Genomic DNA, 21,711 nt, shown 5'->3' with positions numbered 1-21,711 from the left:
GTCAGTGATCGACGACGGGCGTGCGCGAGACCTTGGCGGCGTACATGTCGCGGTCGGCCTCGGCCAGCAGCCTGTCGATGGTGGCATCGGGGTCGTCGGTCAGCGCCATGCCCGCGGTGGCCGACAGCGGGACCAGCCGGTCGTTCCAGACCATGGGCTCCTCGATGGCGGCCAGCAGCCGCTGGCGCACCAGGAGGGCCTCCTCCCGGTTGGCGACGCCCTCCAGCATCACGAGGAACTCGTCACCGCCCAGGCGGACCACCAGGTCCTCGGGCCGCAGCCGGCCGGTGATGCGGCTGGCGGTCTCCACCAGCGCCGCGTCCCCGGCGAGGTGGCCGTGGGCGTCGTTGATCGACTTGAAGTCGTCGAGGTCCAGCATCAGCACGGCGACCGACCCCTCGGGGCCACCCGGGTTCCCGAGGGACGAGATCGCGATCGAGAGACGCTCGTGCAGCAGGCGGCGGTTGCCCACGCCGGTGAGCCCGTCGTGCAGGGCCTGGTCGCGCATCAGCTCCTCGACCCGCTGCACGGACATCAGGTCGTGGGTCAGGGCGGAGACCGTGAGCATCGCGACCGCGGCGCCTGCGAGGCAGACCTGGGCGATGACCAGCCCGCTGCCCAGCCCGGTCACGGTGAACGGGCCCGACCCGATCGCGGTCACGACGTTGACCACCGCGGCCGCCAGGGCGAGGGCGACGGCCGACACGAAGGGGCCGAGCCGGATCGCCACGAGGACCAGGGCCGGGGCGAGGAGGTAGGGCAGCCCCTGCTCCCAGGACGCCTTCTGCCAGGGGAACACGGCCACGAACGTCACCGTGGCGAGCCCGGCCAGGAGCCCGATCCGCTCACCCAGGCGGGCCTGGACCAGGTCGGCGCGGCGCGGTGTGAAGAGCGCGGGGGCGATGACCAGCACGCCGATGGCGTCGCCGACCCACCAGCGCGGCCAGGTCGGCCAGAACGCGGAGTCGTAGGCGATCATCGTGCCGACCGCGCCGATCGACGTGCCGACGACCGGTCCGGCGACCACGCCGAAGGCGAGGAAGCGCAGCACCGAGAGGGCGTTGTCCAGCTGGGGTTGTCGTCCGCCGCGGGTCAGCAGGAGCGCCCCGACGAGGGGCTCGACGACGTTGGCCGCTCCCCAGATGGCGATCACCGTGGGGGACTGGTAGAGCGTCCAGTCCACGATCGTCTCGGCCGTGAGCACCCCGGCCAGCAGCCAGGGCCACTCCCGGCGCGGCCGGACGACCAGCATGCCGAGGGTGATGCCGGCCGCGGGCCAGAAGACGTTGCCGGGGCTGTCGTCGAACCCGGCGAACTTCACCACGACGTACGACACCAGGCCGTAGGCCAGCGCGATCACGACGAAGCCGCGCAGTCCCCTCCCCATCCCACCCATGCCGGGGATTGTAGGGAGCAACGGGGCCGTTCTCCGGAGAATCCACGGCGATCCCTCGACCGCTCCGCCGTATCCGCGGCGACGTGCCGGTGCGACGTGCCGGTGTGTGGTGGACTGACCGCCAGGTCACGGCGGCCGGGAACGCCTCCGGGCGCTCGGGAGGCACCATGCAGGAGACAGCGATGACACGCAGGTTCGACCCGGGCTCGGAGCTGGGCGGCAACCGGCCCGCGCCGGTGCCCAACTCCCGGGAGGTCGCCCGGGCGGTCGGGGTGGGCGAGATCCTGCCGTGGTACCAACCCCTGGTCCGCTTCTCCGACGGGGAGGTCGCCGCGCTGGAGGCGCTCGCCCGCTGGGACTCGCCCCACCGCGGCATGGTCTACCCGGCCGACTTCATCGCCACGGCGGAGGAGAGCCACCTCGTCATCGAGCTCGACCGGCACATGGCCCGGCTCGGGTTGACCGACCTCGCGGGATGGGCGGGGGAGCGGCCCGACCTGCGCCTCAACCTCAACCTCTCGGGGCGCAACCTCGACGAGGAGGACTGCTTCGAGCGGATGCACGGGCTGGTCGTCGAGACCGGCGCCGACCCCCTCCGCGTGACCCTGGAGTTCACCGAGCACCGTCCGCCCACCGACCTCCAGGTGTGCGCCCGCAACATCTCCCGGCTCCGCGAGGCGGGCTTCGAGGTCTGGCTCGACGACTTCGGTTCCGGCTGGTCCGGCCTGCACCACCTGATCGCCTTCAAGGTCGACGGGGTCAAGCTCGACTCGGCGTTCGTCGAGGCGATCGACTCCCGTCCCGGAGCGACCGTCGTCGCCGCCGTCACCAGCACGGCCGCCTCGCTCGGCATGAGCGTGACCGTCGAGGGCGTGGAGACCGAGGACCAGGCCGCCCGAGCCGTCGAGCTGGGCGCCGACTACGGGCAGGGGTTCCTGTGGGCGCCGGCCCTGCCCCTGGACCGCGTGCTCGGCTGACCGCACTAGGATGAGCCCCGCACGACCCCCGACCGCCGTCACCAACAGGGAGCCTTCATGAGCGCGCACCACGGCCAGACCCCCGCCGCCTGGACCGGCGTGATCATCGCCCTCGTCGGCTTCCTCGTCGGCGGCGTCGGCCTCGTGGTCGACGTGATGCCGATCTTCTACGTCGGCTGCGTGCTCGTGCTCCTCAGCGCCGTGGTCGGCGGCGTGATGTCGCGGATGGGGATGGGTGCCGAGACCCGCTGACGGGTCCGCACCGGCGTTCGTGTCCACGCCCTCAGCCCCGGTCCCCCTCACGGGACCGCGGCTGGTCCGGCTGGGCCCGCCCCTCGCCCTGGCGGCGCTGCTCCTCGGGGCCAGCGTCGTGCTCCACCTGCGCGACCCTCACCAGCAGGGCTCCTACGGCTTCTGCCCCTGGCTGGCCCTGACCGGCACCTACTGCCCGGGCTGCGGCGGCCTGCGTGCGGTCAACGACCTGACCCACCTGCGCGTGGCCGACGCCGCCTCCAGCAACCTGCTGTTCGTCTCCGCCGTCCCGCTCCTCGCGGCGGCCTGGCTGCGCTCGCTGCACCAGCGCTGGCGCGGCGCGCTCCGTCCCTGGCCGCCCGCGCGGCTGCACGCGCTGAGCGTGGTCGCGGGGGTCCTCGTGGTCGCGTTCTGGGTGGTGCGCAACCTGCCGTTCGCCGGCTGGCTCACGCCCTGAGACGCATCCTGAGCCGCCCCCTCAGCCGCTGCCGAAGGTGAACGAGCCGTCGCCGCTGCTGACCATCGCGAACCCGACCAGCCCGAGCACCAGCCCGCTCGCCGCGCCGATCCCGCCGAGGATGATCCCGGCCAGCGCGGCCCCGTCGCCGGTCAGCGTCCCCTGGCTCTGCGCGATCTCGCGTCGGGCCTGCACGCCGAGCACGACGCCGGCGATGCCCAGGAGACCGAGCACGCCGCAGCACCCCAGGACGACCGCGATGATCCCGGTGACCAGCGCCCAGGTGGCCTTGGGGCTCGTGGTGGGTGCGGGGTAGCCCGCATAGCCCGCATAGCCCGCATAGCCCGCATGGCCCGCCTGGCCGTGCTGCCCCGCGGGCGGGTAGCCCCCGGCGTACGGCTGTGGGGGCGGCGGCTGCCCCCAGCCCGGGGCCACGGCCGGCGGCGGGGGCGGCGGCGGCGGGGGCGGGCTGGGCGCGGTGGGCGGTGGGCCGTAGGGGCCGGCCTGGCCGGAGGGATCGCCCTGGGGCTGCTCGTCGGGCGGCTGGGTCATCGGGACCTCCTGGCGGCGGTGACGCGGCGGGCGTGCGGGTCCCGCCGACGCTATCCGACACCGGTCACCACCTCGGGGCCGTGGGCGGCGGGGCTCTCCGCCTGCCGGTCCGGCTACGCCGACGTTGGCCCCGCGTGAGACGCTGGTCCTGGCCGTGCGCACGCCGCCGGCCGGCCCCTCACGGGGTCGTCCCTGTCAGACGTCGTCACGTGCCTCGCACGTCCGGAGGAAGCCCATGCCGGCCACGCCGCGCGCCGCATCGGTCCTCGACGAGATCATCGCCGGAGTGCGGGAGGACCTCGCCGCCCGCGAGCAGGCGCTGCCGCTCGACGCGCTGCGCGACCTGGTCGCCGACACCGCGCCCGCCCTCGACCCGATGCCGGTGCTGCGAGGACCCGGCGTGCAGGTCATCGCCGAGGTCAAGCGGGCCAGCCCCAGCAAGGGGCACCTGGCCGACATCCCCGACCCCACCGTGCTGGCGGCGCGCTACGCCGAGGGCGGCGCGGCCGCGATCAGCGTGCTGACCGAGCAGCGACGCTTCAAGGGCAGCCTCGAGGACCTGCGGGCCGTCCGTGCCGCGGTCCCGACGCCGCTGCTGCGCAAGGACTTCCTGGTCACCTCCTACCAGCTCTGGGAGGCCCGCGCCGCCGGCGCCGACCTGGTGCTGCTCATCGTGGCCGGTCTCGACCCCCACGAGCTGGCCGAGCTCCACGCCGAGGCGGTCAGCCTGGGCCTGACCCCCCTGGTCGAGGTGCACGACGAGGACGAGGTCGGCGTCGCGCTCGACGCCGGCGCCCGCCTGGTCGGCGTCAACGCCCGCGACCTGCGCACCCTCGAGGTCCACCGCGACGCCTTCGCCCGGGTCGCGCCCCGCATCCCCGACGGCGTCGTCCGCGTCGCCGAGTCGGGCGTGCGCGACGCCGCCGACGTCGCCGACCTCGCCGACCAGGGCGCCGACGTCGTGCTCGTCGGCGAGGCGCTCGTCCGCACCGGCGACCCCGCCGTGGCCGTCCGTGACTTCCTGGCCGCCGGGGCAGGGGCCCCTGCGCGGCCGCCCCTCTGACCCGCGCAGGAGGACCCATGTCCGTGACCCACGCACCCGACGCCGTGCCCGACGAGCAGGGCCACTTCGGTGACTTCGGCGGCCGCTTCATGCCCGAGGCACTGATGGCCGCCCTCGACGAGCTGACCGTCGCCTGGCAGGCCGCGATGGCCGACCCCGAGTTCACCGGTGAGTTCGAGCGGCTGCTCCGTGACTACGCCGGCACGCCGTCGATGCTGTACGACGCCACGCGGCTCAGCGAGGTCGCGGGCGCCCGCATCCTGCTCAAGCGCGAGGACCTCAACCACACGGGCGCCCACAAGATCCGCAACGTGCTCGGCCAGGCCCTGCTCACCAAGCGCATGGGCAAGACGCGGGTGATCGCCGAGACCGGGGCCGGCCAGCACGGCGTGGCCAGCGCCACCGCGGCGGCCTACCTCGGCCTCGACTGCGTGGTCTACATGGGCGAGGTCGACACCGAGCGCCAGGCGCTCAACGTCGCCCGCATGCAGCTGCTCGGCGCCGAGGTGGTCTCGGTCAAGAGCGGGTCGCGCACCCTCAAGGACGCGATCAACGAGGCGCTGCGCGACTGGGTCGCCTCGGTGGACCACACGGCCTACCTCTTCGGCACGGCCGCCGGTCCGCACCCCTTCCCGAGCCTGGTCCGCTCGTTCGTCCGGGGCATCGGCGACGAGGCCCGGGCCCAGTGCCTGGCGCGGACCGGCGCCCTCCCCGACGCGGTGACCGCGTGCGTGGGTGGCGGCTCCAACGCGATCGGGCTCTTCGCCGGCTTCGTCGACGACCCCTCGGTGCGCATCGTCGGGTTCGAGGCGGCCGGTGACGGCGTCGACACCAAGCGGCACGCGGCCACCATCCATGCCGGCGACGTCGGCGTCCTGCACGGCGCCCGCACCTACGTCCTCCAGGACGAGGACGGCCAGACCGCCGAGTCACACTCGATCTCGGCGGGCCTCGACTACCCCGGCGTCGGGCCGGAGCACGCCCACCTCGCGCAGACCGGGCGGGCCACCTACCTCCCGGTGACCGACGCCGAGGCGATGGAGGCCTTCCGCCTGCTCGCCCGCACCGAGGGCATCATCCCCGCCATCGAGTCGGCGCACGCGATCGCCGGCACCATGCGGCTGGCCCAGGAGATGCCCGGGTCGATGATCCTGGTCAACCTCTCCGGCCGCGGCGACAAGGACATGGGCACCGCGATGACGTGGTTCGGCCTGGGCGACTCCGACGCCGAGGAGGGTCGCGCGTGAGCCGGGTCGACGACGCCTTCGCCCGGGCGCGGGCCGAGGACCGGGCCGCGCTGGTCGGCTACCTCCCCGCCGGCTACCCCTCCGTCGAGGGGTCGGTGCGCGCGCTGGAGACGATGGTCGACGCGGGCTGCGACGTGATCGAGATCGGGCTGCCCTACTCCGACCCGGTGATGGACGGCCCCACCATCCAGGCCGCCGCCCAGCACGCGCTGGAGGCCGGCACCCGCACCGCCGACGTCCTGCGGGTCGTCGAGGGGGTCGCGGCCACCGGCGTGGCGACGCTGGTGATGACCTACTGGAACCCCGTCGAGCGCTACGGCGTCGAGCGCTTCGCCGCCGACCTCGCCAGTGCCGGCGGGTCAGGCCTGATCACCCCCGACATCACCCCCGAGGAGGCCGGGCCGTGGCTCGAGGCGTCGGCGGCCCACGGGCTCGACCGCGTCTTCCTGGTGGCCCCGTCCTCGACCGAGGAGCGGCTGCGTTTCACCACCGAGCACTGCTCGGGCTTCGTCTACGCCACCGCGGTCATGGGCGTCACGGGCGCCCGCACCTCGACCAGCGACCTGGCCGGCCCGCTGGTCGCGCGCACCCGCGCCGTCACCGACCTGCCCATCGGGGTCGGGCTCGGGGTCTCCGACGGTGACCAGGCCGCCGAGGTCGCGGCCTACGCCGACGGGGTGATCGTCGGCTCGGCCTTCGTGCGCCGCCTGCTCGACGCCGAGGGCGACGAGCAGCGGGGACTGGCCGACCTGCGCGCGCTGACCGAGGACCTCGCCGGCGGCGTACGCCGGGCTCCCCTCGGGGGGCGGGAGCGCACCGGTGCCTGAGCGTCTCCGACGGGCGGCCGGGGCAGCCGTCCTGGCCCTCGTGCTGCCCCTGGCGGCGTGCGGCGGGTCCTCGGGCGCGGCGGACGACCCGGCCCGCGCCGACGACGGGCTCTACGGTGCCGTGCTCGACCAGCCCTACACGGTCCCCTCGATCCCGCTGGAGGACACCGCGGGCCGCACCGAGCCGCTGAGCGCGCGCTTCGACAAGCCGCTGACGCTGGTCTTCTTCGGCTACACGCACTGCCCCGACATCTGCATCGCGGTCATGTCCGACCTGGCCAGCACGATGGCGCGGCTCAGCGAGAAGCAGGCGCAGCAGGTCCGCGTGCTGTTCGTCACCACCGACCCCGCCCGCGACGACACCGCGACGCTGCGCGCCTACCTCGACCGCTTCGACCCCTCCTTCGAGGGCCTCACCGGCCCGCTGCCCGACCTGGTCCGGGCCGGCGACGCGTTCCACGTCGCCATCGAGACGGGCAAGCGGCTGCCGACCGGCGGCTACGAGGTGACCCACAGCACCCCGGTGCTGGGCGTCGTCCCCGGGTCCTCGGGCGACCGGGCCTCGGTCCGCGTCGTCTGGACCGAGGGCACCTCGGCCGCCAAGCTGGCCGCCGACGTCCAGGACGCCCTCGCCGACCCCGACCTGCTGGAGCCCGCGTGATCCCTCTCTCCATCCCCAGCCCCGGCCAGGGTGTGTGGCACCTCGGCCCCTTCCCGGTCCGCGGCTACGCGCTGTGCATCATCCTCGGCATCGTCGTCGCGGTGTGGCTGGGGGAGCGTCGTCTGCAGGCCCGCGGCGGCCGGCCCGGCCAGGTGCAGGACATCGCGCTCTTCGCGGTGCCGTTCGGCATCGTGGGCGGGCGGCTCTACCACGTGGCCACCGACTGGGAGAAGTACTTCGGGGAGGGCAAGCACCCCGTCGACGCCCTCAAGATCTGGCACGGCGGCCTCGGCATCTGGGGGGCGATCGCGCTGGGCGCCCTCGGCGCCTGGATCGGGGCCCGGCGCGCCGGCGTACGCTTCGCGCCGCTGGCCGACTCGCTGGCCCCCGGCATCGTCTTGGCGCAGGCGATCGGGCGCTGGGGCAACTGGTTCAACCAGGAGCTGTTCGGCAAGCCGTCCGACCTCCCGTGGGCCCTCGAGATCGACCCCGCGCACCGGCCCCCCGGCTACGAGGACAGCCCGACCTTCCACCCGGCGTTCCTCTACGAGTTCGTCTGGAACATCGGGGTCGCTGCCCTGGTGATCTGGGCCGACCGGCGCTTCAAGCTGGGCCACGGGCGCGCGTTCGCGCTCTACGTCGCGGCCTACTGCGTCGGGCGGGGCTGGATCGAGATGCTCCGCATCGACCCGGTCCAGGCCAACGACGTCCTGGGCCTGCGGCTCAACGTGTGGACCTCGATCGTGCTGTTCGTCCTGTCGATGGCCTACTTCGTCGTCCAGGGACGACGCCGCCCCGGCCGCGAGGAGTCCGCGCTGGTCGAGCCCGGACCCGGAGGCGACGACGCCTCCGCCGACGGGTCCGGCGACGCGGCTAGCCTTCCCTCATGAGCGACGAGCTGGCACCCGGCGTCCCCCACGACTCCGACGGAGAGATCGGTCACGAGCACGCCGACGTCACCGGCGGCTGGCTCCGCCCGGCCGTCTTCGGTGCCATGGACGGCCTGGTGTCCAACGTCGCGCTCATCGCGGGTGTCGCGGGCGGCACGGCCGCCTCGGCCGGGACCAAGCCGGTCATCCTCGCGGGTCTCGCCGGCCTCTCGGCGGGCGCCTTCTCGATGGCGGTGGGGGAGTACACCTCGGTCGCCAGCCAGGCCGAGGCCGCCCAGCACGAGATCCACAAGGAGCGGCGCGAGATCCAGCGCAACTCCGCCGGCGAGCAGGCCGAGCTCGCGGCGATGTACGTCGCCAAGGGGCTCACCCCCGAGCTCGCCGCCCAGGTGGCCGAGCAGATCCACGAGGACCCCGAGCAGGCGGTCGCGGTGCACGCCCGGGAGGAGTTCGGGATCGACCCCGACGACCTCACCTCCCCGATGCTGGCCGCGGTGTCGTCGTTCATCGCCTTCACGATCGGGGCCCTGGTGCCCCTCGCGCCCTACTTCTTCGGCGTCTCCTCGGTGTGGCCGGCCGTGCTGGTCACCATGGCGGCCCTGTTCGCGTGCGGCGCGGTGGTCACCCAGATGACCAGCCGGGCCTGGTGGTTCGGCGGGGCCCGCCAGATGTCCCTGGGTGCCGCGGCCGCCGGGATCACCTACGTCGTGGGCTCCCTGGTCGGCACCACCGGGGCCTGACCGGCCCCGCCCGCGGTGCTCCAGGGCTGAGAACGGCGGTCGCTGCCGCCGTACGATGCCTTAGGATCGGGTCGCCCGGGCCAATGTCGTCCCGCACCGAACCACACGGACACCACACGGACGGACCGCCCGACGGTCCCAGGCCGTGAACGCCGCCCAGCACGGCTCCGCAGACCGGGGCACGGCTGAGGCGTCCTCCCACCCGCAGCGCCCGTCCGGTCGAGGGCGCGCGGACCACGACGACGGAAAGGGCGTGCCATGCAGGCCTACCCCTCGCCCCAAGGGCTCTACGACCCCCGGTTCGAGCACGACGCGTGCGGGGTGGCGTTCGTCGCCACCCTGACCGGGGTGCCGAGCCACGAGATCGTCGCCCAGGCCGTCCAGGCGCTCCGCAACCTCGAGCACCGCGGTGCCGTCGGTGCCGAGCCGGACTCCGGCGACGGCGCCGGCATCCTGCTCCAGGTCCCCGACCGGTTCCTGCGCGACGTGGCCGGGTTCGACCTGCCCGACGCCGGCTCCTACGCCGTCGGCACCGCTTTCATCCCCGGTGACGATGAGGAGGTGCTCGCCGCCCGCAAGGCGATCGAGGAGCTCGCGGCCGAGGAGGACCTGACCGTGCTCGGCTGGCGCGAGGTGCCGACCGAGCCCGACCTGCTCGGTGCCACCGCCCGCAGCGTCATGCCGACCTTCGTGCAGCTGTTCGTCTCGCTGGCCGGAGGAGCCGGCGGCGCCGGGGACCAGATGACGCTGGAGCGTCGCGCCTTCTGCCTGCGCAAGCGCGCCGAGCGCGACACCGGGGTCTACTTCCCCTCGCTGTCCTCGCGCACCCTGGCCTACAAGGGCATGCTCACCACCGACCAGCTCGACCGGTTCTTCCCCGACCTGGTCGACGAGCGCATGGAGTCCGCCGTCGCGGTGGTCCACTCCCGCTTCTCCACCAACACCTTCCCGAGCTGGCCGCTGGCCCACCCGTTCCGCTTCATCGCCCACAACGGCGAGATCAACACCGTGATGGGCAACCGCAACTGGATGCGGGCCCGCGAGGCCCTGCTCGCCAGCGACAAGATCCCCGGCGACCTGTCGCGCCTGTTCCCGATCTGCACCCCCGGCGCCAGCGACTCGGCGTCCTTCGACGAGGTGCTCGAGCTGCTGCACCTCGGCGGCCGCAGCCTGCCCCACTCGGTGCTGATGATGATCCCGGAGGCGTGGGAGAACCACGCCGAGATGAGCGAGCTGCGGCGCGCCTTCTACGGCTTCCACTCCACCGTCATGGAGCCGTGGGACGGGCCCGCCTGCGTCGTCTTCACCGACGGCAAGCAGATCGGCGCGGTGCTCGACCGCAACGGCCTGCGCCCCAGCCGCTACTGGGTGACCGACGACGGTCTCGTGGTCCTGGCCTCCGAGGTCGGCGTGCTCGACATCGACCAGTCCAAGGTGGTCCGCAAGGGCCGGCTCCAGCCCGGTCGCATGTTCCTCGTCGACACCGAGGAGCACCGGATCATCGAGGACGAGGAGATCAAGGACCAGCTCGCGAGCGAGCACCCGTACGACGAGTGGCTGCACGCCGGCCTCGTGCGGCTCCCCGACCTCCCGGAGCGGGAGCACATCGTCCACACGCACGCCTCGGTCACCCGGCGCCAGCAGGTGTTCGGCTACTCCGAGGAGGAGAAGCGCGTCCTGCTCACCCCGATGGCCAGGACGGGCATGGAGCCGATCGGCTCGATGGGCACCGACACCCCGATCGCGGCCCTGTCGGAGCGTCCGCGGATGCTGTTCGACTACTTCTCCCAGCTGTTCGCGCAGGTGACCAACCCGCCGCTCGACGCGATCCGCGAGGAGCTGGTGACCTCGCTGGCCGGATCCATCGGCCCGGAGTCCAACCTGCTCGAGCCGAGCCCGCGCTCGTGCCGCCAGGTCGTCCTGCCCTTCCCGGTGATCGACAACGACGAGCTCGCCAAGATCCTGCACATCAACCGCGACGGCGACATGCCCGGCTTCGTCACCCACGTGGCGCGCGGGCTCTACGACGTCGACGGCGGCGGCCCCGCGCTCGCGCAGAAGATCGACGAGATCTGCCGCGAGGTCTCCGAGGCGATCGCCGCCGGGGCCCGGATCATCCTCCTCTCGGACCGCCACTCGACCGCCGAGCTGGCGCCGATCCCGTCGCTGCTGCTCACCGCCGCGGTGCACCACCACCTGGTCCGGGAGAAGACCCGCACCCAGGTCGGTCTCGTCGTCGAGGCCGGTGACGTCCGCGAGGTCCACCACGTCGCGCTGCTGGTCGGCTACGGCGCCGCGGCGGTCAACCCCTACCTCGCGATGGAGTCCGTCGAGGACCTCGCCCGCGACGGCTACTTCGTCGACGTGGACACCGACCAGGCCGTCCGCAACCTGGTCAAGGCGCTCGGCAAGGGCGTGCTCAAGGTGATGAGCAAGATGGGCGTCTCGACGGTCGCCTCCTACACCGGCGCGCAGATCTTCGAGGCCGTCGGCCTGGCCCAGGACGTCGTCGACCGTTACTTCACCGGCACGGTGAGCAAGCTCGGCGGCGTCGGTCTCGACGTCATCGCCGAGGAGGTCGCCCGCCGCCACGCCCGTGCCTACCCCGCCGACGGCGTGCCGTCCGCGCACCGCACGCTCGAGGTGGGCGGGGAGTACCAGTGGCGCCGCGAGGGCGAGCCGCACCTGTTCGACCCCGAGACGGTCTTCCGGCTGCAGCACTCCACCCGCAGCCAGCGCTACGACGTCTTCAAGCAGTACACCTCCCGCGTGGACACCCAGTCGGAGCGGCTGATGACGCTGCGCGGCCTGTTCGAGCTCAAGGGCGCCGAGGCGCTGGGCCGCACCCCGGTGCCGATCGAGGAGGTCGAGCCGGTCTCCGAGATCGTCAAGCGGTTCTCGACCGGTGCGATGTCCTACGGGTCGATCAGCAAGGAGGCCCACGAGACCCTCGCGATCGCGATGAACCGCCTCGGCGGCAAGTCCAACACCGGCGAGGGCGGCGAGGACCCCGACCGGCTCTACGACCCCGAGCGCCGCTCGTCGATCAAGCAGGTCGCCTCGGGCCGCTTCGGCGTGACCGCGGAGTACCTCACCAACTCCGACGACATCCAGATCAAGATGGCGCAGGGTGCCAAGCCCGGCGAGGGCGGCCAGCTGCCCGGCCACAAGGTCTACCCGTGGGTGGCCAAGACCCGGCACAGCACGCCCGGCGTGGGCCTGATCTCGCCGCCGCCGCACCACGACATCTACTCGATCGAGGACCTGGCCCAGCTGATCCACGACCTCAAGAACGCCAACCCCTCGGCCCGCGTGCACGTCAAGCTGGTCGCCGAGGTCGGCGTGGGCACGGTCGCGGCCGGCGTCTCCAAGGCGCACGCCGACGTGGTGCTGATCTCCGGCCACGACGGCGGCACGGGCGCCTCGCCGCTCACGTCGCTCAAGCACGCCGGTGGTCCGTGGGAGCTCGGCCTGGCCGAGACCCAGCAGACGCTGCTGCTCAACAACCTGCGCGACCGCATCGTCGTGCAGTGCGACGGGCAGCTCAAGACCGGCCGCGACGTCGTCATCGCCGCGCTGCTCGGTGCCGAGGAGTACGGCTTCGCGACCGCGCCGTTGGTGGTCTCGGGCTGCATCATGATGCGGGTCTGCCACCTCGACACCTGCCCGGTGGGCGTCGCGACGCAGAACCCTGTCCTGCGCGAGCGCTTCACCGGCAAGCCGGAGTTCGTGGTGACGTTCTTCGAGTACATCGCCGAGGAGGTGCGCGAGCACCTCGCCGCGCTGGGCTTCCGCAGCCTGGACGAGGCGATCGGTCACGTCGAGGCGCTCGACACGGTCCGCGCGGTCCAGCACTGGAAGGCCGCGGGCCTCGACCTGACGCCGATCCTGCACCGGCCCGAGCTCCCCGAGGGTGCGGCGCTGCACCACACCACCGGCCAGGACCACGGGCTGGACAAGGCCCTGGACAACGAGCTGGTCCGCATCTGCGCCGACGCGCTCGACAGGGGCGAGCCGGTCCGGGCGCAGCTCCAGGTGCGCAACGTCAACCGCACCGTCGGCACGATCCTCGGCCACGAGGTGACCAAGCGCTACAAGGGCGAGGGGCTGCCCGACGGCACGATCGACCTCACCTTCACCGGGTCGGCCGGCCAGTCGTTCGGCGCCTTCCTCCCGCGCGGCGTCACGCTGCGGCTCGAGGGCGACGCCAACGACTACGTCGGCAAGGGCCTGTCCGGCGGCCGCATCGTCGTACGCCCGGCGCAGGAGGCGACCTTCGACGCCTCGCAGCAGATCATCGCCGGCAACGTGATCGGCTACGGCGCGACCAGCGGCGAGATCTACCTCCGCGGCCAGGTTGGCGAGCGGTTCTGCGTCCGCAACTCCGGTGCCAGCGCCGTCGTCGAGGGCGTGGGCGACCACGGCTGCGAGTACATGACCGGGGGCAAGGTCGTCGTCCTCGGTCCCACCGGGCGCAACTTCGCCGCGGGCATGTCCGGCGGCTACGCGTTCGTGCTCGACCTCGACGAGGGCCGGGTCAACCACGAGCTCGTCGAGCTCGGCCCGGTCGTCGACGACGCGGCCACCGAGCTGCACGACCTGGTGCGACGCCACCACGAGGAGACCGGCTCCACCGTCGCGGCCGCGCTCCTGCAGGACTGGGAGAGCTCGGTGACGCGCTTCACCGAGGTCATGCCCAGCGACTACAAGCGGGTCCTCGACGCCCGAGCCGAGGCCCTCGAGGAGGGCCTCAGCGAGGACGAGGCCGCCGCCCGGATCATGGAGGTCCTCCATGGGTGAGCGCAGCGAGCACACGGAAGAGAGGGCACAGAATGGCTGACCCACGCGGTTTCCTCAAGAACGGTCGCGAGGTCGCCGACCGTCGTCCCGTCGAGGAGCGGGTGCACGACTGGCACGAGGTATACCCGGAGTCCCCGGGTCGTGCGCTGCTGCCGATCATCAAGACCCAGGCGGGTCGCTGCATGGACTGCGGCATCCCGTTCTGCCACCAGGGCTGCCCGCTGGGCAACCTGATCCCCGAGTGGAACGACCTGGTCTGGCGCGAGGACTGGGAGGACGCCGTCGAACGCCTCCACGCGACCAACAACTTCCCGGAGTTCACCGGTCGGCTCTGTCCTGCTCCGTGCGAGACCGCCTGCGTGCTGGGCATCAACCAGGACCCGGTGACGATCAAGAACGTCGAGGTCGCCATCGCCGACAAGGCCTGGGAGTCCGGCATGGTCCGGCCTCAGCCCCCGGAGTGGCTGACCGGCAAGACCGTCGCCGTCGTCGGCTCGGGCCCGGCCGGTCTCGCCGTCGCCCAGCAGCTCACCCGGGCGGGCCACACCGTCGCGGTATACGAGCGGGCCGACCGTCCCGGCGGTCTGCTGCGCTACGGCATCCCCGAGTTCAAGATGGAGAAGCGTGTCCTCGACCGTCGCCTCCGCCAGATGGAGCGCGAGGGCACGATCTTCCGCAACAACGTCGCCGTCGGCGACAAGGTCGGCGGGCAGCAGCTGCTCGAGCGCTTCGACGCCGTCGTCCTGGCCACGGGGTCGACCGTGGCCCGCGACCTCGACGTCCCCGGCCGCGAGCTCGGCGGGATCCACCAGGCGATGCACTACCTGCCCCAGGCCAACCGCGTCGCCCGCGGCGAGGAGGTCGAGGACCAGGTCCTGGCCACCGGCAAGGACGTCGTCATCATCGGTGGTGGCGACACCGGTGCCGACTGCCTCGGCACGGCCATCCGCCAGGAGGCCCGCTCCATCACGCAGCTGGAGATCATGCCGCAGCCGGGCACGGACCGCGCGCCCCACCAGCCGTGGCCGACCTACCCGATGACGTTCCGCGTCTCCTCCGCCCACGAGGAGGGCGGCGAGCGCCTGTACGCCGCGTCGACGACCGAGTTCCTCGGCGACGACGACGGCCAGGTGCGCGCGCTGCGGATCTGCGAGGTGGACGCGAAGTTCCAGCCGGTCGAGGGCACCGAGCGCGAGATCCCGGCCCAGCTGGTGCTCTTCGCGATGGGCTTCACCGGCCCCGAGCGTCCGGGTCTCGTCGAGCAGCTCGGCGTCGAGCTGGACGAGCGCGGCAACGTCAAGCGGGACAAGGACTACAAGACCACCGTCCCCGGTGTCTTCGTCGCCGGTGACGCCGGTCGCGGCCAGTCCCTCATCGTGTGGGCGATCGCCGAGGGCCGTGCGGCCGCCGCCGCGGTCGACACCTACCTCACCGGCAGCACGACGCTCCCCGCCCCCATCCCGCCCACGGAGCGCCCCCTCGTCGTCTGACCCGGGTCCGCCCGCCCCGGGTGCTGTGATCGTTCCAATCCTCACGTCGCGTGCCGTAGGGTCGAGGGGTGCGGAGAGCCAAGATCGTGTGCACCCTGGGTCCGGCGACCTCCACCCCCGAGCGCATCCTCGAGCTCGTCGAGGCCGGGATGGACGTCGCGCGGCTCAACCTCAGCCACGGCGCCTACGAGGACCACGAGAAGGTCTACGCGATGGTGCGCCAGGCCTCGGACAAGGTGGGCAAGAGCGTCGGCGTGCTCGTCGACCTCCAGGGCCCCAAGATCCGGCTGGGCAAGCTGCCCCACGGACCGGTCGACCTCGGTGCCGACGACCGCCTGACCATCACCACGCGGGACGTCGCCGACACCCACGACCGGTTGCTGGTGCCGACGACCTACCAGGGCCTGCCCGGTGACGTGAACCCCGGCGACCAGGTGCTCATCGACGACGGCCGTGTGCACCTCGAGGTGCTCGAGAAGAACGACACCGACGTGCTCACCCGTGTCCTGGTCGCCGGCCGCATCAGCAACCACAAGGGGATCAACCTGCCCGGCGTCCCGGTCTCCGTGCCGGCGATGACCGACAAGGACCGGGCCGACCTGCGCTGGGCGCTGCGCCAGACCGTCGACCTGATCGCGCTCTCGTTCGTCCGCAACGCCGAGGACGCCGCCGAGGTGCGCGCGATCATGGACGAGGAGGGCGTCTGGCTCCCCGTCGTGGCCAAGATCGAGAAGCCGCAGGCGATCGACAACCTCACCGAGATCATCAAGGCCTTCGACGCCTTCATGGTCGCCCGCGGCGACCTCGGTGTGGAGTGCCCCCTCGAGGACGTGCCGTTCCTCCAGAAGCGCGTGATCGAGGCCGCTCGCCGCAACGCCAAGCCGGTCATCGTCGCCACCCAGATGCTGGAGTCGATGATCACCGCGCCGCGCCCGACCCGCGCGGAGGCCTCCGACGTCGCCAACGCGGTGCTCGACGGCGCCGACGCGGTGATGCTCTCCGGCGAGACGAGCGTGGGGGAGTACCCCATCGAGACGGTGCGGACCATGGCCCGCATCGTGGAGTCCACCGAGGACCACGAGCTCGAGCACATGGCCGCCATCGACTGGCAGCCCCGCACCCGTGGGGGCGTCATCGCCAAGGCCGCGGTCGAGGTCGCCGAGCGCGTCGGCGCGAAGTACCTCGTCGCGTTCACCCAGAGCGGTGACTCCGCGCGCCGGCTGTCGCGGCTGCGCAGCGCGATCCCGATCCTCGCCTTCACCCCGGTGCCGGTGGTGCGGTCCCAGCTGTCGCTCTCGTGGGGGATCGAGACCTTCATCGGCGAGTCCGTCGACCACACCGACGAGATGGTGCGCCAGGTCGACGAGTCGCTGCTGCGCATCGGCCGGGTCAAGGAGGGCGACCTGGTGGTGATCATCGCCGGCAGCCCGCCCGGCATCCCCGGGTCGACCAACGCGCTGCGGATCCACCGCATGGGTGACGCGATCAACGAGGTCGCGCCGGCCTACCGCCGCACGCGCTCCTGACCGAGGAGTGCCCCGGGTGGGACTCGAACCCACACTGGATGGTGTTTGAGACCACTGCCTCTGCCGATTGGGCTACCGGGGCTTGCGCGGGTCACGTTATCCGACCCGGCGGCGGTGTCCGGCTCGGGACGACCTGCTCGGCGAGGCCGGGACCCTCGCAGGCAGTGAGGGGACCGGTGATGCGACCACCATCGTTGAAAGCGGCGGACGTGGGTGGCAGGGTGGGCCGCGACGACCGACGCCGAGGAGAGAGCGAGCACGTGGCGAGCAGCACGCTGTGGGACCAGCTGGTCCAGGTCGGGAGGGACCTCGCGGTCCGCCTGAGCAGCCAGGAGCGAGCCGTGCGCAACGCCCGCGGCGCGACCACCGAGCTCTCCCGCGCGCGGGTCGAGCGGGACGCCGTCGAGCTGTTCCTCGCCGACCACGAGGAGGAGCGCCAGGCCGCCCTCGAGCTCGAGCGGGACCTCGACCTCGACGTCCCGCTGGTGGCCCAGCAGCGTCATCCCTCCTCGGGCGCCTGACGCCGCGCGGCGGCCGTCCTCCGCGCTGACTACCCTGGGTGCCGTGACGACCACCGACCGTGCCGCGCCGCGCCTGCGGGTGGTGATCGCCGAGGACCAGGCGCTCATCCGCATGGACCTGGCCGAGATGCTCGGCGAGGAGGGGTACGACGTGGTGGGCCAGGCCTCGGACGGCGAGGAGGCCATCCGGCTGGCCGAGCAGGAGCGTCCCGACCTGGTCGTCCTCGACGTCAAGATGCCGAGGCTCGACGGGATCTCGGCCGCGCAGCGCATCGCCGAGCAGCGCATCGCCCCGGTCGTCATCCTGACCGCCTTCGGCCAGCGCGAGCTGGTGGAGAGGGCGCGGGACGCGGGAGCGATGGCCTACGTGGTCAAGCCGTTCACCAAGAACGACCTCGTGCCCGCCATCGAGATGGCGGTCAGCCGCTACGCCGAGATCAGCACGCTCGAGGCCGAGGTGGCCGAGCTCCACGAGCGGCTCGAGACCCGCAAGGCCGTCGACCGGGCCAAGGGCGTGCTGCAGCAGCAGCTCGACCTGACCGAGCCCGAGGCCTTCCGCTGGATCCAGAAGACGGCGATGGACCTGCGCCTCTCGATGCGGCAGGTGGCCGAGGGCGTGGTCCGTCACGGTCCCGAGGTCGCGGCGCGGAGCGTCCAGCCCGGCGACGAGTGACCGCGCCCCAGGTCACAAGTTCCTAACGACAGGCCGTTCGACACGGTCCTGGGACCCCGGGATCGCGCCTGCGCGGTGCTAGGTTCCGGCCAACCACTGGTCCTCACCTCGGGGCGAGGGCCGCCTGACGACTCCCGACGGAGGACCCATGATTCGCATGAACCGCTCCTGGCGCATCGCCGCTGCGGCGACCGCGGCCGCGTTCTCGCTGGCCGCTTGCGGCAGCGACAACGGCGACAGCAACGCCGGAGGCGGCGGAGGCGGCGGCAAGGACTGCACCGAGCAGAACCTCGCCTTCCTCGGCGCGACGACCGGTGACGCGGGCGCCCTCGGCCTCAACATGGTCTACGGCATCCAGACCGCGCTCGACGAGTACAACAAGAGCGCCGACTGCGAGGTCAAGCTCAAGCAGTTCGACTCCCAGGGCAACCCCGAGAAGGCCCCGGCGCTGGCGACCCAGATCGTCAACGACAAGACCATCATCGGTCTGATCGGCCCCGGCTTCTCCGGTGAGTCGCTGGCCACCGGCAAGACGTTCTTCGAGGCCGGTCTCCCGTCGATCTCCCCCTCGGCCACCAACGTGACCATCACCCAGCAGGGCTGGACCACCTGGCACCGCGTCATCGGCAACGACCAGGCGCAGGGCGAGGCCGACGCGAAGTACCTCACCGAGACCGTGGGCGCCAAGAAGGTCTACGTCGTCGACGACGCGCAGGACTACAGCAAGGGCCTGGCCGGTGTGGTCAAGACCGGCCTCGGCTCGGCGATGGTCGGCTCCGACCAGATCCAGGTCGGCCAGACCGACATGTCGGCGGTCGTCCAGAAGGTGACCTCCTCCGGCGCCGACGCGATCTTCTACGGCGGCTACTACACCGAGGCCGGCCTGCTCGCCAAGCAGCTGCGCCAGGGTGGCTTCAAGGGCGCATTCATGTCGGGTGACGGCGCGGAGGACCCGTCCTTCGTGAAGGTGGCCGGCCAGGCCGCCGAGGGTGCGCTCCTGTCGGCTCCGGCCGGTCCCGCTCCGGCGGACTTCGGCGCCAAGGTCAAGAAGGTCACCGGCAACGACGCGGGCCTCTACACCACCCAGTCCTACGACGCAGCCAACATCTTCCTGGCGGCGCTGAAGGACGGCGCGGACAGCCCCGAGAAGATCAACGACTTCATCGGCAGCTACTCCGGTGAGGGCGTGAGCGGCCCGATCGCCTTCGACGACAAGGGCGACATCAAGCAGTCGACGATCTACGTCTACAAGGTCAAGGGCGGCAAGCTCGACACGGAGAACCCCGAGCCGATCAAGTGACCTGACGGGCGAGTACAACGACAGATGACAGACTGCGGCCGGGGGCGGCATTCCGCCCCCGGCCGTCGTCGTCGCTAGGGGATCGTGGTGAACTTCCAGTTCCTGTTCGACAACTTCATCGGCCTGACCGTGACCGGCCTGGCCTTCGGAGCGATCTACGCCCTGGTCGCCCTGGGCTACACGATGGTCTACGGCGTGCTGCAGCTGATCAACTTCGCGCACTCAGAGGTCTTCATGTACGGCACCTTCGCGGTCGCGTGGGTGTTCGTCTTCTTCCACGGCACCGTGGCCAGCACCGAGAGCCTGGGGGCGAGCCTCGGGCTCCTGTCCGTCGCCCTCGTCGCGGCCATGCTGGTGTCCGCGGCCATCGCCCTGCTGCTCGAACGCGTGGCCTACCGCCCGCTGCTCACGCGCAACGCCCCCAGGCTCATGGCGCTGATCTCCGCGATCGGCGCCTCCTTCGTGCTGGCCGAGGCAATGGGCCTGCGCAACCGCTTCGCCGCGTGGGTGGGCCTCGACGACGACCTCGACAACTACGTCGCCAAGGCACGTGACGTCTACCCCAACCCGGTGACCATCCAGCCCCAGGGCCTGTTCACCGTCGGCGGCTACACCGTCAAGGACGTCGACCTGCTGGTCATCGTGGCCGCGCTGCTGATGATGGTCGCGCTCGACCAGTTCGTCCGCCGCACGCGCTTCGGCCGCGGCATACGGGCGGTCGCGCAGGACCCCGAGTCCGCCGCCCTGATGGGCGTGAACTCGACCCGGGTCGTCCAGGTGACCTTCCTCATCGGTGGTCTCATGGCCGGGGCCGCCGCCACGTTCTACATGCTCAAGATCGGCGCGACCAGGCAGAACGCAGGCTTCATCCTCGGCGTCAAGGCCTTCACCGCCGCGGTGCTCGGCGGCATCGGCAACCTGCGCGGTGCGCTGCTGGGTGGCCTGCTGCTCGGAGTGGTCGAGAACTACGGGGCGGCGATCTTCGGCACCGACTGGAAGGACGTGGTGTCGTTCGTGCTCCTCATCCTGATCCTCCTCGTCCGACCCTCCGGCCTGCTCGGGGAGTCTCTCGGAAAGGCGCGTGCGTGATGGCGGGCACGAGCACGATGAACCCCGTCGCCCGGGCGCGCATGCGGCTGCACGACGGCTGGACCCGCCAGCCACGCGCCGTACGCCTGCTGTTCGTGGTCCTGCTCGCCCTGTTCTTCTACGCGCTGCCGCTCATGCGGCCCCCGATCCTGACCACGCAGCAGACCGACTTCGGCGGCATCATGTTCTCCTCGGCCGCGCTCGCCCTCGTGGCGGTCGGCCTCAACATCGTCATCGGCTATGCCGGTCTGCTCGACCTGGGCTACATCGGCTTCTACCTCGTCGGCGCCTACACCACCGGCGTCCTGACCTCGCAGCACTTCCAGTGGCCGTTCTTCCTCGTGCTGCCGATCGCCATCGCGGTCACGATGCTCAGCGGCGTCATCCTCGGCGCACCGACGCTGCGTGTGCGCGGCGACTACCTCGCGATCGTGACGCTGGGCTTCGGCGAGATCATCCGGCTCGTGGTCACCAACGTGGAGTGGCTCGGCGCGGCGGCCGGCATCAAGGACATCCCGCACCCCCCGACGATCGGTCCGTCCCCCAAGCCGCCGTTCGGCGACGGCGGGCTGTTCACGATCCCGCAGCTGACCTGGGACGGCCTCATCCCCTCGATCGACCCGGACCGGGGGACCCGCTTCCTGGTCTTCGGGGCGGTCGACGCGATCCCCTACTACTGGCTCATCCTCACCGTGCTCATCCTGGTGATGATCGGTGACAAGCTGGTCAAGAACAGCCGGGTGGGCCGCGCGTGGGAGGCCACCCGCGAGGACGAGGACGCCGCGGAGCTGATGGGCGTCCCGACGTTCCGGTTCAAGCTCCTCGCGTTCGCGATGGGCGCCGCGATCGGCGGTCTGTCGGGCTCGCTGTTCGCCAGCAGCCAGGGCGGCTACATCAACCCGCTCAGCTTCCCCCTGCTGCTCTCGATCCTCTTCGTCGCCGCGGTCATCGTCGGCGGAGCCGGCAACCGGTGGGGTGCGGTGGTCGGTGGCGTGCTGGTGGCCTACCTGCCCGAGCGGTTCCGCGAGTTCGCCGACTTCCGGCTGCTCGTGTTCGGCCTGGCGCTGATGATCCTGCCGGTCTACCGGCCTCAGGGTCTCCTCCCGCCGGCGCGCACGATCCGGGCCAAGGCGGCGGAGAAGGAGATCGAGCTGCTCGAGGAGGGCGAGCTCGCGGAGGACGGCGTCGTCGCGAGTGGCACCACGAGTGGCATGAGCACGACCGACGACGAGACGGGCGAGGGGGCCTGA

General features: G+C 72.0%; 19 protein-coding genes and 1 tRNA gene. 17 read left to right on the top strand and 3 right to left on the bottom strand.

Going from position 1 to position 21,711, the window contains the following annotated elements; translation table 11 throughout:
* Position 1 precedes the first annotated feature (1 nt).
* The gene (locus J2S63_RS04010) at positions 2-1,396 is read right to left on the bottom strand and encodes a diguanylate cyclase domain-containing protein (protein ID WP_310298920.1); all 1,395 of its coding nucleotides are present in this window, start codon (positions 1,394-1,396) and stop codon (positions 2-4) included.
* Positions 1,397-1,578: 182 nt separating this feature from the next.
* Here J2S63_RS04010 and J2S63_RS04005 point away from each other — a divergent pair, with 182 nt between their 5' ends.
* Genes J2S63_RS04005 through J2S63_RS03995 form a run of 3 tightly spaced genes read left to right on the top strand, consistent with a single transcriptional unit; the run spans position 1,579 to position 3,082 of the window.
* Positions 1,579-2,373: an EAL domain-containing protein gene (locus J2S63_RS04005; RefSeq protein WP_310298917.1), complete on the top strand. Its 795-nt coding sequence runs from the start codon at positions 1,579-1,581 to the stop codon at positions 2,371-2,373.
* 57 nt (positions 2,374-2,430) lie between these two features.
* Positions 2,431-2,625 (top strand): HGxxPAAW family protein, encoded by a 195-nt coding sequence (locus J2S63_RS04000; protein ID WP_310298914.1) that lies wholly within the window; start codon positions 2,431-2,433, stop codon positions 2,623-2,625.
* Positions 2,626-2,644: 19 nt separating this feature from the next.
* Positions 2,645-3,082: a DUF2752 domain-containing protein gene (locus J2S63_RS03995; protein ID WP_310298911.1), complete on the top strand. Its 438-nt coding sequence runs from the start codon at positions 2,645-2,647 to the stop codon at positions 3,080-3,082.
* Between the two features lie 21 nt (positions 3,083-3,103).
* On the opposite strand, the gene J2S63_RS03990 is transcribed toward J2S63_RS03995, so the two are convergent.
* Entirely contained in the window at positions 3,104-3,634 is a 531-nt protein-coding gene (locus tag J2S63_RS03990) for a DUF4190 domain-containing protein (protein ID WP_310298908.1), read from the bottom strand.
* 235 nt (positions 3,635-3,869) lie between these two features.
* Between J2S63_RS03990 and trpC the strand changes: the two genes are divergently transcribed.
* The 9 genes from trpC (at position 3,870) to pyk (ending at position 16,878) form a co-directional block, all read left to right on the top strand.
* The gene (gene trpC, locus J2S63_RS03985) at positions 3,870-4,697 is read left to right on the top strand and encodes an indole-3-glycerol phosphate synthase TrpC (RefSeq protein WP_310298905.1); all 828 of its coding nucleotides are present in this window, start codon (positions 3,870-3,872) and stop codon (positions 4,695-4,697) included.
* A gap of 17 nt (positions 4,698-4,714) precedes the next feature.
* Positions 4,715-5,944: a tryptophan synthase subunit beta gene (gene trpB, locus J2S63_RS03980; RefSeq protein WP_310298902.1), complete on the top strand. Its 1,230-nt coding sequence runs from the start codon at positions 4,715-4,717 to the stop codon at positions 5,942-5,944.
* Positions 5,941-6,771, top strand: coding sequence for a tryptophan synthase subunit alpha (gene trpA, locus J2S63_RS03975; protein WP_310298897.1), 831 nt, complete (start codon positions 5,941-5,943; stop codon positions 6,769-6,771). Before trpB ends, trpA begins: the two co-directional genes overlap by 4 nt.
* Positions 6,764-7,432 carry an SCO family protein gene (locus tag J2S63_RS03970; protein WP_310298893.1) on the top strand — a complete coding sequence of 223 codons (669 nt, stop codon included), beginning with the start codon at positions 6,764-6,766 and terminating at the stop codon, positions 7,430-7,432. The genes trpA and J2S63_RS03970 overlap by 8 nt, the downstream gene beginning before the upstream one ends.
* Positions 7,429-8,322 carry a prolipoprotein diacylglyceryl transferase gene (lgt, locus tag J2S63_RS03965; RefSeq protein ID WP_310298888.1) on the top strand — a complete coding sequence of 298 codons (894 nt, stop codon included), beginning with the start codon at positions 7,429-7,431 and terminating at the stop codon, positions 8,320-8,322. Before J2S63_RS03970 ends, lgt begins: the two co-directional genes overlap by 4 nt.
* Positions 8,319-9,062, top strand: coding sequence for a VIT1/CCC1 transporter family protein (locus J2S63_RS03960; RefSeq protein WP_310298885.1), 744 nt, complete (start codon positions 8,319-8,321; stop codon positions 9,060-9,062). The genes lgt and J2S63_RS03960 overlap by 4 nt, the downstream gene beginning before the upstream one ends.
* Before the next feature lie 258 nt (positions 9,063-9,320).
* Positions 9,321-13,862, top strand: a complete 4,542-nt coding sequence (gene gltB / locus J2S63_RS03955; RefSeq protein ID WP_310298882.1) for a glutamate synthase large subunit — start codon at positions 9,321-9,323, stop codon at positions 13,860-13,862.
* Between the two features lie 32 nt (positions 13,863-13,894).
* Complete coding sequence (locus tag J2S63_RS03950; RefSeq protein WP_310298880.1) at positions 13,895-15,352, top strand: glutamate synthase subunit beta; 1,458 nt, start codon at positions 13,895-13,897, stop codon at positions 15,350-15,352.
* A gap of 68 nt (positions 15,353-15,420) precedes the next feature.
* Positions 15,421-16,878, top strand: coding sequence for a pyruvate kinase (pyk, locus tag J2S63_RS03945; RefSeq protein WP_310298877.1), 1,458 nt, complete (start codon positions 15,421-15,423; stop codon positions 16,876-16,878).
* An 8-nt stretch (positions 16,879-16,886) separates the two neighbouring features.
* Here the strand turns inward: pyk and J2S63_RS03940 are convergent.
* Positions 16,887-16,960, bottom strand: a tRNA-Leu gene (locus J2S63_RS03940).
* Between the two features lie 178 nt (positions 16,961-17,138).
* On the opposite strand from J2S63_RS03940, the gene J2S63_RS03935 reads away from it, so the two are divergent.
* The 5 genes from J2S63_RS03935 to J2S63_RS03915 all read left to right on the top strand — a co-directional run bounded on the left by J2S63_RS03935 (position 17,139) and on the right by J2S63_RS03915 (position 21,711).
* Positions 17,139-17,399, top strand: coding sequence for a hypothetical protein (locus J2S63_RS03935; RefSeq protein ID WP_310298875.1), 261 nt, complete (start codon positions 17,139-17,141; stop codon positions 17,397-17,399).
* A gap of 43 nt (positions 17,400-17,442) precedes the next feature.
* On the top strand, positions 17,443-18,072 hold the full coding sequence (locus tag J2S63_RS03930) for an ANTAR domain-containing response regulator (RefSeq protein WP_310298872.1): 630 nt from the start codon (positions 17,443-17,445) through the stop codon (positions 18,070-18,072).
* Between the two features lie 157 nt (positions 18,073-18,229).
* A complete protein-coding gene (locus J2S63_RS03925; protein WP_310298870.1) occupies positions 18,230-19,372 on the top strand; it encodes a branched-chain amino acid ABC transporter substrate-binding protein in 1,143 nt (380 codons plus the stop codon).
* Positions 19,373-19,459: 87 nt separating this feature from the next.
* Positions 19,460-20,461, top strand: a complete 1,002-nt coding sequence (locus J2S63_RS03920) for a branched-chain amino acid ABC transporter permease (RefSeq protein WP_310298867.1) — start codon at positions 19,460-19,462, stop codon at positions 20,459-20,461.
* Complete coding sequence (locus tag J2S63_RS03915) at positions 20,461-21,711, top strand: branched-chain amino acid ABC transporter permease (RefSeq protein WP_310298866.1); 1,251 nt, start codon at positions 20,461-20,463, stop codon at positions 21,709-21,711. The genes J2S63_RS03920 and J2S63_RS03915 overlap by 1 nt, the downstream gene beginning before the upstream one ends.

This window comes from Nocardioides marmoribigeumensis (assembly GCF_031458325.1).
In the GTDB taxonomy this organism is placed as follows: Bacteria; Actinomycetota; Actinomycetes; order Propionibacteriales; family Nocardioidaceae; genus Marmoricola_A; species Marmoricola_A marmoribigeumensis.
Note: the sequence above shows the minus strand (reverse complement) of the source record. Positions and strands in the feature narration are given on the sequence as shown.